The sequence below is a fragment of the Streptomyces sp. NPDC058231 genome, assembly GCF_042882275.1.
Taxonomy (GTDB): Bacteria; Actinomycetota; Actinomycetes; order Streptomycetales; family Streptomycetaceae; genus Streptomyces.
The window spans coordinates 20,928-36,519 of sequence record NZ_JBHVWN010000079.1 but is presented as its reverse complement, the minus strand read 5'-3'; the positions used below and the strand labels follow the sequence as shown (position 1 = coordinate 36,519).

The window sequence follows — 15,592 nt, the reverse complement described above, 5'->3', positions numbered from 1 at the left end:
GGTCCAGAGCCGGACTTTGGGGCCGGCTGCACGAAGCCGTCCTCGACCGCATTCACGAGTGCGGACTGCTCGACCTCTCCCGCGTGGTCCTCGACTCCGCCCACGTACGGGCGAAAAAAGGGGCGAACTCACAGGTCCGAGCCCCGTGGACCGGGGCAAGCCCGGCTCCAAGATGCACGTCCTGTCGGACGCGGCCGGACTGCCCCTGGTCGTCGGCGTCTCCGCCGCCAACACCCACGACAGCCAGGGCCTGAAGCCCATGGTGGCCGGTCTCGCACCGCTACGCCGGGAAGGACCAGGATGCGCTGTCCGACGTCTCGCTCACTCTGCGCCGGGGCGAGGTCACCGCACTGGTCGGCTTCAACGGCTCGGGAAAGTCAACGCTGTCGAAGCTGGTCAGCGGGCTGTACCTGCCCACGTGCGGGCAGGTGCTGTGGGACGGCGTCCCCACCGACGATGCCGACCCGCAGGCGCTGTGGCGGCAGGTGGCCCTGGTGCCGCAGGACTACGCGCACTGGCCGCTGACGGTGCGCGAGAACGTGACCCAGGGGCAGCCCACGGCCCGCGGTGACGCGGCGGTCCGTGAAGCTTGCGAGGCCGCCGACGCCGACGAGGTCGTCGACAAGCTCGGCGCCGGCCTGGACACCCTCCTGGCCCGCGAGTGGCTGAACGGAGAGGAGCTGAGCGGCGGCCAGTGGCAGCGCATCGCGCTCGCCAGGGCGTTCTTCCGCGAGGCCGGGCTCCTGGTCCTCGATGAGCCGACCGCCAACCTTGATCCTCGCGCCGAGTACAGGATTTTCCAGCGGCTGCGGGACCTGGCCCAGGACCGGGTGGTGTTGCTGGTGACACACCGCATCACCAACGTCGCCGTCGCCGACCGGATCGTGGTCCTCGACGAGGGCAGAGTCGTGCAAGAGGGCACCTACAAGGACCTCGCCGAACAAGAGGGCGGCCTGTTCCAGCAGTTGCTGTCCTACCAGGTCACCTCCGAGCCGGACGACGAAAGGCAGGGGACCCGCGCATGAGGGCCCCGACACCACTTCAGATGCTCGGGCCGTGCCCGCGGCCATCACGTACTCCGTCGACCCATCCACCAGTCCTTCCAAACTTCCCCGAGGTGTTGACGTGCCGGTCACTCGCTCCCACATCCACGCGACCGCCGAAAGCCATCTGGCTCGGCATCCGCATGAGCGAAAGTCCCTGGCCGGACTGTTGGCCGCCCTGGACGGCCCTGACGACCCGTCCAACCGTGCAACTCTCCCCGGCCACGTCACCTGCAGCGCGGTCGTCATCGACCGCAACCGTCACGTACTGCACATCGGCCACAAGGTCACGGGGCTGCTGCTCACGCCCGGCGGCCACGTCGAGGCGGACCGGAGCCTCCTGGCCGCGGCCCTGCGGGAAGTGTCGGAGGAAACGGGCATCCGGCTCGGAGACCTGTGTCTGACCCCGCAGTTCCTGGGCGCGCCGGTCGACATTGACGTTCACGGGATCGAAGCCAATCCCGCCAAGGGCGAGCCGAGCCATCAGCACTTCGATTTCCGCTTCGCCTTCTACGTCAGCACCGAACAGCTGCCGCCGCTCCGGCTGCAGGACGAAGAGGTCTCGGGTGCCCAGTGGCTTGCGTTCGCCGACGTCAGGTCCCCGACACTGCGGGCCAAACTGCTGGACGCCGAGGCCGATGGGCTCGACGGGCAACCGGAGCCCATCAACGCGTCGGCTCTGGTCCACGACGGCTTCGGCCACTACCTGCTTCATCTCAGGGATCTGCGTGAAGGCATCTGGGCGCCCGAGGTGTTCGCCCTACTGGGGGGCGGCCGCGAGAGGGGCGACCGGTGCCTGGAGGGGACCCTGCGGCGGGAACTCGCCGAGGAGACCCCCGGCCTTGAACCTGTCGGGTTGACGCCGTACGCGGTGGAGGAGGCAACGAGCGTCGACGGCCTCGCGGTACCGATCCAGGTCTACTCGGGCCGCTGGAACGGGCACCCCGACACGGTGGACCTGCAAGAAGGTGTCCTCCTGCAATGGTTCACTCCCGACATGCTGGACCGGCTGCGGCTGAGCCCCGGCCTCGGTGACCTGATCCGACGGCACGCGGCCGAGCATCCCCGGGCCGGCAGCCCTCCGGACCGCATCCGTCCGCTGCGCGAAGAGGCACCGGAAGGGACCGAGCTCCACATCGTCGGCGTCCACCTTCACCTCCAGGACGAACATGGCCGGATCCTCCTCGGACTGCGCCACCCCGACTCGGCATTCGCGCCGAACGAGTGGCACTTTTTGGCAGGGCACTGCGAGAGGGAAGCCGCTGTCAGCTGCCTGGTGCGCGAAGCCCGGGAGGAGGCCGGGCTGATCATCGAGCCTGGTGACGTCGAGCTCGTGCATGTGGTCCACCACGTCGACTCGCCGACGGCGCGGGCACGGGTCGCACTCGTCTTCCAGGCCCGGACATGGTCCGGCGCCCCGCAGATCCTGGAGCCCGACCGGTGCGTCGAGTGGCGGTGGTTCAGCCCGAAGGATCTTCCGGCAAAGGTCGTGCCGTACACCCGCCAGGCAATCGACGGCATCGGCGCGGGCCGCCCCTACACCCAGACGGGCTGGTGAGCACCTGTGACGCTCCCCCCGACCACCAGCGCTTCCTGGCCCGAACACTTTCTCGCTCACCGCGCCGGCCACGACTGCCCGATGTGCACCAACGACTGGACGGCCGACGACATCGGGTGGGGACTGCTGCTGCACCGCGGTGAGGTATCCCAGTCCTACCTCTGGCGCTCCGGCCAAGTCCGCGGCTACTCCATCACCATCGTGACCGCGCGCCACGTCGCCGAGCCCACCGAACTCTCGGACGACGAAGCCGCCGCCTTCTGGCGCGACACCCTCACCCTGGGCCGAGCACTCGAGACGCACTACCAGCCGCTGAAGATGAACTATCTACTGCTCGGCAACGCCATTCCCCATGCGCACCAGCACGTCGTTCCGCGACGCGAGGCGGGTGCGGACCCGGCGCCGGGCGGCCCCTTGCCCTTCGACGTACTCGACTTCGGGCGCCAAGACGAAGACCAACTGCAAGCGGACGCCCGAGCGCTGCGCCGGCTGCTGAACGGCCCCGGCAGGCCGGAGGCGGGGCGATGAACACGCAGTCCGACGTCATGGTCGTGGCGGAAGTCCTGGCACTGCACTACCGCATCTTCCCGACCGATGTCTACGAGGGGCCGTCAGGGACCGCCACGTGCAACTACGTGGCCAAGGACGGCGACGGTCGGCGATGGTTCGTGAAGGCGTACCCGGAGCACGCTGCCCTGGGCGCCGAACGGCGCGCCCTGGAGCTGGCCGAGTTCGCCGCGCTCGGCGGGGTCCCGGTGCCGGTGATGCGCCGCACCCTGGACGGCGACCTCATCGCCACGGATGGCGAGTTGGCGGTATCCGTCGCCGCGTTCGCCGAGGGCGCCGAGACAGCGGAAGGTGGTCTGTACGGCGGGCGGTGGGCCGCCGTCGGCGCGACCGTGGGCCGAATACACCGCACGCTCGCCCGGCATCCGGACGGGCCGCCGCGCCGCACCCCGTCCCACGAGATCTGCGACGTCCAGAAAGGCCGACAGCACCTGGAACGGCTGCTCGCCCGCTGGGTGGAACATCCCCCGAGTTCCCCTTTCGGAGCGTGGGCGAGGGACACCGCCCGGGAACGGCTGGACGAACTCCCCGCCACGGCATCCATGCTCAAGGCTCTCCCCTCGACTCTCGCCACGCAGATCGTCCACGGCGACCTGTCCTCCCTCAACGTGATGCTGAGAGGCGAGAGGGTCGCCGCGGTCATCGACTTCCGGCCGCCGATGCACCGCAGCCCGATGTGGGAGCTGGGGCGCATCGTGCTCGATCCGCGCACGGTCCTGACCGCCCCGGACTGGCCCACGGGCCTGGCCACGGCCGTCGCCGCCTACCGGGAGGCCAACCCTGCCATGCCGGTCAAGGACCTCCTGACGGTGCCACGGGTGGCGGCCGGCTACCTGGCCTGCTCGGTGTACCCCCTCTCCGAACCCCTCGACGACCCGCCTGCGGTCACCCTTCAGCTGGAGGCGTACGGGCGGGCCCGCCACGAGGCCCTGGGTGTGCTGTGCGCTCGCCTGGACGAGGCGGAGGAGGTACTCCGTGACCGCCTGTGCTGACTCCCCCGCACAGCCCGAGACGTCTCTGTGGCGGCACCGCAACTTCCGGACGTTCCTGATCGGCCAGAGCGCCAGCGTGACCGGCAGTTGGATCAGTTCGATGGTGATCCCGGTGCTCGCCGTCCTGGAGCTGAATGCCACCACCGCGCAGGCACGTTTGGCCGCGCTCGGATTCCGTCCTGCTGTGGTGACCGGGGACGGTCTGTCTGGCTGGCTGGCCGGCCAGGGCGCCGTTCGACCGGATCTTCGTGTCCTTCGCCGTACCCCAGGTCCCGCTGGCCCTGGCCAGCCAGCTCGCGCCGGGTGGCCGTGCGCTGATGACCCTCGGTACCTCCTCGCCGTCGTGGCCGGGCCTCGCGTTGATCACGAAGACGGGGGAGGTGGAGGCAGAGCTGCAGGCGGTGGAGTTCGGGCACCGCGGCGGTGTGGGGTTCGACCGACTGTTCCTGTCCACCAGCTTCCGCGAGCGGATCGCCACCGACGAAGGTCGCTGGATCCAGCACAGCCGCCTTGTGCCCCCAGCGGACACCGAGCGCGCCATGTGGCTGGCCTTGGGCCACTTCCACCCGGGTCTTGTCTGCCACTTCGGCGCAGACGGCCTGACGATCGGCGCACCGGGGTGTGGGTCCTGGATGCGGGCACGCCCGGTCGGGCACCGCCGCTGGGAAGTCACCGTCGACGGGCCGCGCGACATCTGGGCGGAGATCCACGACGTCGCAGAGCGATGGCGTGCGGCTGGCTCCCCTCATACCTACCGCCTGCAGATGGACCCCGCCGGCGCCCAGCGGGTGACCACCAGCTGCAACACCCTCACCTGGTCTCTTCCCGACATCCCTCGCACCTCTGGAGACGTACAGTGACGACGCCCCGTCTCGGCGGACCTGCCGCCGGCTCCGCCGCCTCCGGGGAGGCGCTCTTCGGCACGACGGCTGCCGAGTACGCCCGCTACCGACCGGGAGTGCCGGACGCTGCCGTTCGCCTGCTTGCCGCGACCCTGCACGGCGTGCCAGCGCCGGTGCTGCTGGACCTAGGGACCGGGACGGCTCAGGTACCCTGCGCACTGCTGTCCGTCCTGCCGCGGCTGGCGCACGTCGATCTGGTGGACGTCAATCAGGGATGCTCGCCCAGGCGATGGCGGAGTTGAAGACCGACCTCGGAGCGTGCACGGCCTCCGCGTACGCCGGTGAAGCCCACACCTTCAGCCCACAGGAGCCCGGTCAGGGCCCTGATCTGGTCACCTGCTGCCGGGCGTTCCACTGGATGGACCGCGCCGCAGTCCTGGAGATGGCGGACCGGGTGGCCGCGCCGCACGCCGCCGTGGCGATCATGGGCGACGGAAGCCTGTGGACCCACGACGCCGACTGGACCAGCGCGTTGCGCGAGCTGATCCAGACCTACCTCGGGCCGGTCCGCCGCGCGGGCACACGCGGAACCTACGCCACGCCCGATCGCTCCTACGCAGACGACCTCACCACCTCGCCCTTCAGCGACGTGACCGAGCACCGCTTCCCCGTAGCCCGCGCGTGGACACCCGAGACGGCCGTCGGCTACCTCCGCAGCACCTCCTTCGCCCGGCCCGATCTCTTCTCGGACCGGCACGAGGCGTTCGAGAGCCAAGCCCGCCAGCTCCTGAACCTGTACGCCAAGGACGGGGTGCTGCGGGAGGAAGCGGTGTTCACCGTGCTGCTGGCCCGCAGGCCCGGGAACGCAGTGTGAGCGGGCAGCAGCGGCACCGGGAGCCGATCGACGTCCATCTGATCCTGCGCCGTGACGGGGAGGCGAGCGCGGAGGTCCTGCTGTCCCGCCGCGCCGGGGACGTCTACGCCTCGGGCCATTGGCACCTGGTCTCCGGACACCTCGACGGACCGCATGAGGATGTCGTCGACGCCCTGATCCGCGAGGCGTCGGAAGAAGCCGGCGTGAGCATCGACGCGGCGGAGGTCCGCTTCGCGGCCGCCGTGCACCACCGCAGCCCCGGCGGCAAGTCCCGGACCGGGATGTTCTTCGAGGTGCTCACCTGGCAGGGCACCCCCGGCGTCCGCGAGCCGGAGGTGTGCGACGCGATGGGCTGGTTTCCGCTCGATGCCCTGCCGGAGCCGATGGTCGCGTACTGCCGGGCCGGACTGGACACCTACCAGTCCGGCCAGGTGATGGCCGTGCACTTCCAGGAGCCCACCGACCCGATCGCCTACAACGCCGCCCTCGACCGGCGTCGCCCCGTGCCGGCAGTCGGGACGTCCGGACCTGACACCTGGGTGCGGGAGTTCACCGAGCGGACCGTCGGGACCATCACCGGCTGGACGGACGTCTCCTGGGCGCGGGAGGGCAGCCGGGTATGGCGGGCGCACGGCGCCGAGGGAGGTGTGTGGTTCGTCAAGGTCCACCAGAACGATCGCTTCCACCAGAGGGAGGTCCGGGCGTACCGGACCTGGGCTTCGTCGCTGGGCCGTGCCGCGCCCCGTCTGGTGGCAGCCGATGAAGGGCTGCGGGCTGTCGTGCTCACCTCGGTGCCCGGACGTCCCCTGTACGGGGTTGTCCTGCCGCCGGCGAAGGAGCTCGCGGTGTTTCGTCGGATCGGCGCGCTCGCCCGTCGCATTCACGAGAGCGTTCCGCCACGCGAAGCTCCTGCGGGCAGTGGCCCGGCATTGGTAAAGGCCGATCGGCACCTCGCCGCGGCGCGACCTCATCTCGTGCCCGGTGACGAGGTCTTCGTCCGCGAGCTCGTACGACGGGCGGCGGACCTGCCACCACTGGAGTGGGTGGAGACCCACGGCGACTTCCAACTCCGCAACATCCTTCACGCCGCGGATGAGTCCGTGGCCGTAATCGATCTTGAGCGCAGCGAACCGGGCCCCGCCGTAGGGGATCTGGTCCGCCTGTCCGACGCCTGGGCCGGCCGGCCCACCGTCTACGAGGCGTTCCTGGCCGGGTACGGGCGGCGGCTGACCGCTGCCGAGGAGGCGCGTCTGGTCATTGACTCGGCCCTGGACGCTGTGAGCGGGATCGCCTTCGGCATCGCCCATGGCGATCCTGAGCTCGTCGAGCGGGGCCGGCGGACTCTGGCCTGGCTGCGCGCCGAACACTGCCCATCCAACTCGCCGACAGGAGAGGTTCCGTGAACCGCGACACAGTGCCCGCTGCAACAGTGGGGATGCCGACGACTGTCGGGCGGCCGGTGGCCCGCGCGGCCGTTCCCGCCGACGCCGGGGGCATCATCGCCCTGAGGTCCGAACTCATTCTCTCCGAGCCCCTCGACGCGGAGTGGGCTGCCCTGTGCAGTACCCGGCTCGCCCGCCGACTGGCCCCGGGGGGAGACGCCCGCGCCTATGTTGCGGAGGCTCCGGACGGGACGCTCGTCTCGTGCGCGCTCGGCCTGATCCACCCGGTGCTCCCCGCACCGGCCTACCCCAGGGGGCTGGCCGCGCGCGTGCACGCTGTCGCCACACAGCCGGAGTTCCGGCGCTGCGGGCTGGCCAGGGAGGTGCTGTCCGCCCTTCTCGACCGTCTCCAGGCCGACGGAGCCACACTCTTCGAACTGCATGCCAGCAAAGAGGCCACGCCGCTGGACCGGGAACTCGGGTTCGCCGCCGACCCGGCGCTGATGCGGATGACGCGGCTTGAAGGAGTGGATCGGCGGATCGAGGCGCCGTCCGGTCGCGTGCTGCTCCCACCGGAGGATTACGCCTCGTCAGTGCCCAAGTCGACGGGATCCGCCTTCGTCTTCTTCACCAACGAGCACAACCGTCCGGTGCAGTTGCGGGCCACGTACTCCCAGGCGCATCCCTGGCAGTTTCCGGGCGGCACGATGGATCACGGCGAGCGGCCATGGCAGACGGCGCAGCGCGAATGCCGCGAGGAGACCGGCCTCGCCGTGGAGGGGCCGCCCTGCTTGCTCGCGTCGGTTTTCGGTCTTCCAGGGGGCGACTGGCCGTTCAGCACGACGGGATGCGTCTTCGACGGCGGCCGGCTCACCGACGATCAGATCCGGTCCATTGTTCTGGACCCGGACGAGCATGACGCGGTGCGGGTTCTCCCGTTAGAGGAGTGGAAGCCGCTGATGCCGCCGCAGGACTTCGCCCGTCTGAAGGCAGTAATGACAGCCCGGTTGACCGGCACGGCCGCGTACTTCGACTCCTGGGACTGGGGGAACAGTTGAGCATCATCCTGATGGCCGACCCGCGGGTGGCCGCCATTGCGGTGCGTGACTGCGGCGAGCCCCTCGTCGATGTCCGCTCGGGCCCGACAGCCCTGCTGGTCGATGAGCGCAGGAGCGACCCGGACGGGGCTTTCGCACACCTGCGTCAACGCGTCCGCGACCAGCTGCTGGATGCGCAGCGCCAGCTGCCCGAAGGGCTTCGTTTGCTGGTGGTGGAGGGCTACCGGCCCCCGGCCCTGCAGCAGGAGTACTTCGAGCGGTACGCACAGAGCCTGCGTGCACTGCATCCCAACTGGACGCCGCAGGAGGTGCGCACCGCGGCCAGCCGCTACGTGTCGCCCCCGGAGATCGCCCCGCACAGCGCCGGTGCCGCCGTTGACCTGACCCTCGTCGACGCCGTCGGCCGAGAGCTGGACATGGGGACGGCGATGAACGCCAACCCCGAGGACAGCCAGGGCGCTTGCTTCACGGACGCCCCGAACATCTCCGCGACGGCCAGGTCGAACAGGGCGATGCTCACCCATGGGATGACAGAAGCCGGATTCGTGAACTATGCCACTGAATGGTGGCATTTCAGCCTCGGAGACCGGTACTGGGCCCTGCTGAAGGGGCGCCCGGCCGCGCTCTACGGGCCGAAGAACTGGACCTGAACCGCCCTGACGGGCGCGCGCAGGCATCGGTGCGCGCCCGCAGGTTCGGATCGATCAGAGGTCAAGAACCGCACGACGACGAGGAGAGCAGAACGTTGAGGCAGGTCCGAAAGGAAGCGTGGCAGGAGCATTACCACGGGGGTCAGGGGTTTCGTCCTCTGAGCGACGCTGAGCGGGCATTGCTGACCGAGCACGTCCCGGCGCCCGAGGGCGGACGGGCCCTCGATGTCGGATGTGGGACCGGCGAACTTGCCGTTGCGCTGGCCGGCATGGGTTATCAGGTCGACGCGGTCGACTTCGCCGAAGACGCGCTCGTCCGGGCCCGCGCGGAGTACGCCACTGTGCAGGGGGTGTGCTGGCTGTGCCTGGACATCGAGCATGACGCACTGCCCAGCCTGCTGGAGGAGGGGAACGGGGGTAGATACGACCTGGTCACCATGCGGCTGAGCGCCGCCTTCATCAGGGATCGAACGTCCGTGCTGCGTGCTCTGAGTGCGCAGTTGCGCGAGGGTGGGGCGCTCGTTGTCATCACGCCGGTCGTGGAACACACCCCGCCAGAGCGGCGGCATATCGCCCTGGACGAGGACAAGCTCAGCTTGATCACGGACGGTTTCGAGGAGGCCACGAGGTTCGAAGCGGAGAACCTTGCGATGCTGGTGCTTCGCGGGGCGGGCGGGTCGTTCACCGCGGTGGAGAAGGGCCGGCAGCCTTGCCCTCGACTGTGTCCTGGGCTGACGCGACGATCGGCGCCATGGCCTCGGCCGCGTTGTCCGTACGGACGCGTGGCGGGGAACGACGGTGGTCGTGTGTGCCTTACGTGGGGAATTCGCCGCACCAGTTGCGTCCCAGGAGGGTGGCGGGCAGGTACTCAGACTCGACGTCGATGGAGATGCCCGCGTCGTGGGCGAAGCAGGCCATGGCGAGTGGTGCGAGCGCGACGAGGCCCGAGATCAGACCGACCCGTGTTTCATCGGTCCAGTACTCCTTGTGCCACTGGAGGGCGGCGGCGAGAGCGCGGTTGAAGCCGGCGTCGTCGTTGCGGATGACCCGGTGGAACATCTCCATCGGCGGGTAGAGGAGCTTGCCCACCGTCTCCTGGTCGGCGTTGGTGTCCGAGTCCGCTCCGTCGACCGCGGCCACCAGCTTCGAGCCGAAGTCGTCGCCGCCGAGCCAGTAGGTCTGGAGGGCATCGATCCAGGCGTACTCGAACTCGTCGTAGTGCGCGCCGTTCTCCCGCAGCAGAGACAGGGGCACTCGGCACAGGGCCGTGATCCTGTCCCGTTCCCGGCACACCACGGCGAGGTAGAAGGCGGTGAGCCAGGTGCCCGGGGTCACGTACCGCTGCGGACCAGTGGCTTGGAGGGTGCGGTCCTTGTGCGCGATGTGGCACTGGACGTGGCCCTCGGTCGTGTTCGCCGCGGCGAACACGGCGGAGCCGATCTGCATCGCGTTCACCCAGGCGTCCCAGGTGGGGAAGATCGAACCTCGCGGGTCCAGCAGGCAGTGCCCATTAGCCAGCATGAGCGAGGTGTCGAATGCCTCGCCCAGACCCGTGGAGTCCGCCTCCAGACCGTCGATCCATCCGACGGCGCTCTCCTGGAGAACGGCGAGGCCCGCTTCCGCGTTCCCCGTGGGAAAGGGGTGGCGGGGAATGATCGAGACCAACGCGTTTCTCCTTAGAAGAGTTCGAAGTGCTTGAGCACGGCCCCAGCATACTGACCGGTGTTCTCAGAGGCCTGGACGAGGACGTAGCGCAAGGTCTTGTACTTGATGGCGCTCTCGAGCTTGGTGATGTACTTGGCCTCCCCCGGTGAAGTCATGATGCGCTCCTTCATATCGGCGATGATCGTGCGGACGTACTCGAGGGATCCCTGCTTCACCATGAAGTCGCGGTCAAGCCGACCGTTGCCACGGCGCCACTCCAGCGTCCCATTGGGGCTCTTCGCCTCAACAATTACGAGGTTGCCGTCCTTGTCACGCCAGAGCTGGTCGAACCTCTTCGAACCGTTGGCCGTCTCAGGAAGGTCGGTGATCTCATGGGCACCTTCGAACTCCTTCTGCAGGAGCATGTGGCGCCTCGCGGCCTCTTCTCCAAGGTCCTCGCCGAGCTTGGAGTTGTTAGCGACGCCCTCGCCGACCGTCTGGTTGTAGTGCTCCTGCGCGTGAGCTAGGTCGTACGCGTTCTCAAAGCTCGGATTCTTCTCAAAGACCTTCTCGGCGGCGGTCAGGTCCATGCCTGCCATGCGCTTGGCCGCGACCTTGTCAAGGTGCGTAAGGTCGTCGGGGGCGACAGTGGCCCTGCCCCTCTCCAAGGGGGTGAGGTGGAACCCGCCCGGGTGTGCGTGCGGGATGTCGGATACGGCGATCCAAGTGCCGGGCGCCTTCTCGGTCAGCTTTGGCAGGAGTTGGCCGTCGACCAGCTCCTCGGCATTGTTGCGATAGCCGGACCCCCACTTGTCGTAATGCTCCGCCCGCCAGACCGGGTCCTCGTTGGCCAACCGGACGTGCTCGCGGGTGATGGCCATGCTTTCGTCAGGCGTTCGGTCCTTGACCGGAACCTCACGGGCAGCCTCGTACTCCGCGCGGTGGGCCGCGCGGGTCGCCTCGTCAGGGGCCGCCGAGGCCGGAGACTCGTGGCGGCCGACCCCTGTGCCGCCCGGCCCGTCCGGGTGGTGGCTGCCCGCGGGCGGGGGCTCGTGGCGGACGCCACCGGTGGACGGGCCGTCCGTGTGGCCGACGGTCGCTGGGGTCTCCGTGTGGCTGCCCGTGGAGGGGGTGTCGCCGTGGCCGCCCCGGGGAGCGTTGAGGTCGTTGGAGGGCCCGTGCCCCGCGTGGCCGCCATAGGTGGTGTCCGGGCGGGCTCCCGGTATGTGGTCACCCACGTGGACCGGGCCGGAGATGTCGCTGCCCAGGCGGATCGCGTCGTCGCCGCCGACGCCGACCAGCTGTCGCTCCGGGACCCCGGCCGAGGCCGGAGAGCCCACCTTCGGGGCGTCGACGCGCGGGATGTCCGCGCCCGCGTCCGGCTTGCCCGTCGGGGCGTCCCTCGCGTGCTGGGTAATGTCGCCCGCGGCGTCGTAGATGTTGCCCTTGGGGTCCATGAACTGCGACGGGCCGTCCACCGGCAGCTTCACCGTGCCCGGCGGAAGGGCGGTGGTGCCCTCGGGGAGCTTGATGTTGCCGTCGGGGAGCTTAATCGCCCCGTCCGGGACCGCCGAGCCCGACGGGAGGTGGATCGCCCCGCCGGGGAGGGGGACGGCACCCTCGGGGAGAGCGATCGCACCGTCCACGTTGATGCTCGGGGCCTCGAACTTGCCCATGCCCTTCAGCCCAGCCATCACGTCGCTGATCTTCGTCAGGCCCGCGCCCGCGCCCTTGAAGAGGTACGTCATCGGATCGATGACCCTGCCGGCCTTGCCCGCGAAGGACAGGGCCTTCGCGGCGATGGCCGCCTTGCCGGTGCCGGACACCGCACCGCCCGTACCGCCGGTGAAGACGGTCGTCAGGACATTGAACGTGACCGCGCCCGCGGCGCGGGAGGGATTCTCGCCCCACTGATCCCATGCCACGAGCGCCTTGCCGGTCTCCTTCATGGCCCTGCGCGCGTCACGGGCGAAGCCCGGCAGGCGGTCTTCCGGCGTGGCCCAGAGCGCGACGGGCGCGGCGATCGTGAGGACGACGCCGGCCGTGAGGTCCCGCAGCCCGCTCCACGCCTGCTGCGCGGCATCCCAGCCCTCGGTGCCGACCAGGATGCCCAGGCCCTTGATGGTGCCCCAGACGCCGTCGACGAAGATGCCCTTGGCGAAGTCCCAGAGGTGCTCGCCCACATGCCACCAGGGCTTCGACTCCTCCACCGGATCGCCCCAGGGCAGGCCCTTGGAATGTTTGAGGGCCTCGGCGTCATAGCCGTAGGTACCCTCCTTGCCGGAGCCGTCGTCGATCTTCAGCGCGTGGCCACCGACCAGGGCGACGATCTTCGCGTGGCAGGCCCGTTCCACCTCCTGGAATGCGGCCCAGGTCTCGGCGATCTCGTTGTGGCGGTTGTTGTTCTCCTCGACCAGGTCGCCGTCCTCGCGCCACTTGTCGTCGCCTTCGGCCTTGACCCGGAAGGCGACCGCGTCCCGCTTGAGCTCCTTGAGCTTCTCCACCAGCGGGAACGCATCATCCGAGTACGTACTCAGCGCACCGGCGATGACGCACAGGTCCGAACTCAGAGACAGCCCGGTCGCCGCCACCGGTCTGGTCGTTGCGAACAACTGCTCCGCCTCGGGCGCCTTGTAGAAGGCGCTCAGCCCGCCGAAGCTGCTGTGCACATCACCGGCAGCCGTCGCGATCGCGGCCCCGTGGCCCGACAGAGCCGTCACCTTCGTGTCGAGCAGGGCCAGGTCACCGGTGAAGACCGGTATCCCCACCGGGTCGACCGGCTCGGTCTCACTCACCGGTGCCCCTGCATGCCCTTGAGGACGTCCAGACGTACGGCCTTCGCCGCGTCCTGCGCGTGCCTGGCCGTCTCCAGATCACCCTCGCAGTACGCGTTGGTGGCCTCGACCGCACCCAGCACGGACGCCTCGATCCGCTCGGCTGCCGCCTTGAGGTCCTTCTTGCGCTCACCCAAATACTCACCCAGCGCCGCGGCCACCGGCCCCATCGCCAGACGGGATAAAGGCGCCTGACCCGGAGCCACCGGCCCCTGAAGGTGCGTGACCGCCTGCGGGCCCGGCACCGCCGTACCCGCCGCCTGAGCCGCCTCCGACACCGTCGTCATCAACGCCGTCATGGCCTTCTCCAGATCACCGGCATGCAAACCGACAACCCTCAACTGCCCGTTCACACCCTGCGGCCTGATGTCCCACGCCACCATGCGAGAGCCCCCTCTGCGCGCCGATCCGTCTCAGCGTCATCACTCAGCCGGTGTCAGTGCCGTGGCCTCCGGCTCAGACCGCCCCGGCAGGTTGAACAACCGTTCGCATGTTCATCTCTATCAACTCGAGCGTCGCTGGTGCAATCAGTAGATTGCCGATCGGCCAACACCCGAGGCCGCGAAGTCAACGGGACGGGACTGTCCAATCAACGGCTCTGTTCCGTAGTCGGTGGTGACGGTGCGTTCCCCTTATTGCAGGAGGATGCGGTGACGGAGGAGGTCGAATCCTGCTCGGCCGTGCATCTGCCGCATGATCTTCTTGGTTCGGGTATTGACGCCTTCTGTCCGGCCGTTGTGGTGGGGCAGGGTGAGGCCGGCGTTCACGGCGGCGCGGTCGAGTTCGAGTCCGTTGCAGAAGCCGTGCAGGTGGGGCAGGCCGGCGGTGCGGACTGTGGTGATTCACTGGGTGAGCTTGTCGTCGTTGGCCTGGGCCGGGGTCAGGAGTGCGGCGAACTCGCCGGTGAACCGGGCGAGTGCGGTCATCTCCGGGCAGGCCGCGGTGAGGAGGCCGAGCAGGTCGGTGTCCTTGGTCCACAGGCGCTCGGGGTGCGTGAGCAGGAGCCGGGCGAGGCGGCGGGGGGGGGTCGTCACGGGGCGGTCGCCTTCGGCGCGGCCCTGATTGAGGTAGCGCACCAGCAGGTTGGCGCTGCCGGTATAGCCCATTTCCCTGATCTCGTGTAGGAGGTTCGTGACGGGAACGGCCGGGTTGTCGGACCGGCGCCGGCGCAGGTGGTCGCGGTAGGGGTCGACCAGGGTGGGCCGGTAGCGGGGGGCGATGCGATCCGCGGGCGGTTCGGGGATGCGGGCGTAGCGTTTGACGGTGTTCAGGGCGAGGTTCAGTCTGCGGGAGCAGTCGAGCAGGCCGACGCCGGAGTCAAGGAGGGCGTGGACTTTGTGCCAGCGCTCGCGGGTGGTCTGCTCGCGGACGCCGCCGGGCTGGGGCGGGTTGACGGCGGCCCAGCAGGGAGCGTGGGCGCGGACCTCGGTCAGGACTTTGTCGCACAGGTTTCGCCACAGATGCCAGCGGTCGCTGACCTGCACCGCGTCGGGAAGGGCCCGGCGGATCGCCTCGGCGTAGGTGGCCGAGCCGTCCCTGCACACGACTTCGATCCCTTTCTTCCCTCGCAGCCATGCCTCCAATGTGGCGGCTTCGCGGTCGGGCAGGACATCGATGCGCTGGCCTGTTTCGGCGTTGATGATGATCGTGGCGTAGCGGTGACGGCGGCGCAGGGCGAAGTCATCAACCCCGATCACCCGCGGGACCCGTACCGCCGGCGGGGGGATTCCCCGCAGCACCCGCAGGGCGGTGGCGAACGAGTCGGGCACGGCCAGTATCCGGGTGAGACGGGAGCCCGCCCGGCCGCATAACTCCTTGACCACCCCCGAGACCTGGCTGGTCAGTCGTGTGGTGCGGCGCTGAAGGCGCTCGATCAGCCCAGGGACCTGCTCGCGGAAGGTCTGCCGCCGGCAGCCCAGAACCGGGCAGGCCAGACGTCGTACCCGGACGTTGACCACGACCCGGCGGCCGTCGACCGGCACATCCGCAACCGCCCGGACGTGGTAGCCGTGCACCTTCCCCGTCGGCACACCGCACATCGTGCAGGGAAAGGGAACATCTCGGGTCCGGGCCAAGACCCGGATCACCTCGCAGTCGTCCGCCACGTCATCGATGACCAGCGCCGATAGCCCTGAAAACACCGTTGCC

Annotated in this window: 12 protein-coding genes and 4 pseudogenes; 12 read left to right on the top strand and 4 right to left on the bottom strand. The window is 69.4% G+C overall.

Annotation, left to right across the window (positions count from 1 at the left end; all coding sequences use genetic code 11):
• The 12 genes and pseudogenes from ACFVXE_RS33285 to ACFVXE_RS33230 all read left to right on the top strand — a co-directional run.
• Window positions 1-271 (top strand): annotated as a pseudogene (locus tag ACFVXE_RS33285) (transposase); the annotation flags it as partial.
• Window positions 270-1,025, top strand: a pseudogene (locus ACFVXE_RS33280) (ABC transporter ATP-binding protein); the annotation flags it as partial. The pseudogenes ACFVXE_RS33285 and ACFVXE_RS33280, both read left to right, overlap by 2 nt.
• A gap of 100 nt (window positions 1,026-1,125) precedes the next feature.
• Window positions 1,126-2,601, top strand: a complete 1,476-nt coding sequence (locus ACFVXE_RS33275; protein WP_389676854.1) for an NUDIX domain-containing protein — start codon at window positions 1,126-1,128, stop codon at window positions 2,599-2,601.
• Window positions 2,602-2,607: 6 nt separating this feature from the next.
• A complete protein-coding gene (locus tag ACFVXE_RS33270) occupies window positions 2,608-3,129 on the top strand; it encodes an HIT family protein (RefSeq protein ID WP_389676852.1) in 522 nt (173 codons plus the stop codon).
• Window positions 3,126-4,160, top strand: a complete 1,035-nt coding sequence (locus tag ACFVXE_RS33265; protein WP_389676850.1) for a phosphotransferase enzyme family protein — start codon at window positions 3,126-3,128, stop codon at window positions 4,158-4,160. Before ACFVXE_RS33270 ends, ACFVXE_RS33265 begins: the two co-directional genes overlap by 4 nt.
• A gap of 248 nt (window positions 4,161-4,408) precedes the next feature.
• The gene (locus ACFVXE_RS33260; protein ID WP_389676848.1) at window positions 4,409-5,020 is read left to right on the top strand and encodes a hypothetical protein; all 612 of its coding nucleotides are present in this window, start codon (window positions 4,409-4,411) and stop codon (window positions 5,018-5,020) included.
• Window positions 5,017-5,304 (top strand): hypothetical protein, encoded by a 288-nt coding sequence (locus ACFVXE_RS33255; protein ID WP_389676847.1) that lies wholly within the window; start codon window positions 5,017-5,019, stop codon window positions 5,302-5,304. The genes ACFVXE_RS33260 and ACFVXE_RS33255 overlap by 4 nt, the downstream gene beginning before the upstream one ends.
• Window positions 5,292-5,876 (top strand): hypothetical protein, encoded by a 585-nt coding sequence (locus tag ACFVXE_RS33250; RefSeq protein ID WP_389676845.1) that lies wholly within the window; start codon window positions 5,292-5,294, stop codon window positions 5,874-5,876. Before ACFVXE_RS33255 ends, ACFVXE_RS33250 begins: the two co-directional genes overlap by 13 nt.
• On the top strand, window positions 5,873-7,279 hold the full coding sequence (locus ACFVXE_RS33245; protein WP_389676843.1) for a phosphotransferase: 1,407 nt from the start codon (window positions 5,873-5,875) through the stop codon (window positions 7,277-7,279). The genes ACFVXE_RS33250 and ACFVXE_RS33245 overlap by 4 nt, the downstream gene beginning before the upstream one ends.
• Window positions 7,276-8,316 (top strand): GNAT family N-acetyltransferase, encoded by a 1,041-nt coding sequence (locus ACFVXE_RS33240; protein ID WP_389676841.1) that lies wholly within the window; start codon window positions 7,276-7,278, stop codon window positions 8,314-8,316. Before ACFVXE_RS33245 ends, ACFVXE_RS33240 begins: the two co-directional genes overlap by 4 nt.
• A gap of 11 nt (window positions 8,317-8,327) precedes the next feature.
• Window positions 8,328-8,966: a M15 family metallopeptidase gene (locus tag ACFVXE_RS33235; RefSeq protein WP_389676840.1), complete on the top strand. Its 639-nt coding sequence runs from the start codon at window positions 8,328-8,330 to the stop codon at window positions 8,964-8,966.
• Window positions 8,879-9,520 (top strand): annotated as a pseudogene (locus ACFVXE_RS33230) (class I SAM-dependent methyltransferase); the annotation flags it as partial. The gene ACFVXE_RS33235 and the pseudogene ACFVXE_RS33230, both read left to right, overlap by 88 nt.
• 259 nt (window positions 9,521-9,779) lie before the next feature.
• On the opposite strand, the gene ACFVXE_RS33225 reads toward ACFVXE_RS33230, so the two are convergent.
• From ACFVXE_RS33225 to ACFVXE_RS33210, 4 genes and pseudogenes are all read right to left on the bottom strand, one after another.
• Window positions 9,780-10,631, bottom strand: a complete 852-nt coding sequence (locus ACFVXE_RS33225; RefSeq protein ID WP_389676838.1) for an immunity 49 family protein — start codon at window positions 10,629-10,631, stop codon at window positions 9,780-9,782.
• A gap of 11 nt (window positions 10,632-10,642) precedes the next feature.
• Window positions 10,643-13,405, bottom strand: coding sequence for a hypothetical protein (locus tag ACFVXE_RS33220; protein WP_389676836.1), 2,763 nt, complete (start codon window positions 13,403-13,405; stop codon window positions 10,643-10,645).
• Window positions 13,402-13,827 (bottom strand): DUF6507 family protein, encoded by a 426-nt coding sequence (locus ACFVXE_RS33215; protein ID WP_389676834.1) that lies wholly within the window; start codon window positions 13,825-13,827, stop codon window positions 13,402-13,404. Before ACFVXE_RS33215 ends, ACFVXE_RS33220 begins: the two co-directional genes overlap by 4 nt.
• Window positions 13,828-14,076: 249 nt before the next feature.
• Window positions 14,077-15,585: pseudogene (locus ACFVXE_RS33210) on the bottom strand (ISL3 family transposase).
• Window positions 15,586-15,592 lie beyond the last annotated feature (7 nt).

Bases quoted from the DNA above. Each gene is read 5' to 3' on its own strand.
- ACFVXE_RS33215 (WP_389676834.1), bottom strand. From the start codon at position 13,827: ATGGTGGCGTGGGACATCAGGCCGCAGGGTGTGAACGGGCAGTTGAGG.
- ACFVXE_RS33250 (WP_389676845.1), top strand. From the start codon at position 5,292: ATGGCGGAGTTGAAGACCGACCTCGGAGCGTGCACGGCCTCCGCGTAC.
- ACFVXE_RS33235 (WP_389676840.1), top strand. From the start codon at position 8,328: ATGGCCGACCCGCGGGTGGCCGCCATTGCGGTGCGTGACTGCGGCGAG.
- ACFVXE_RS33265 (WP_389676850.1), top strand. From the start codon at position 3,126: ATGAACACGCAGTCCGACGTCATGGTCGTGGCGGAAGTCCTGGCACTG.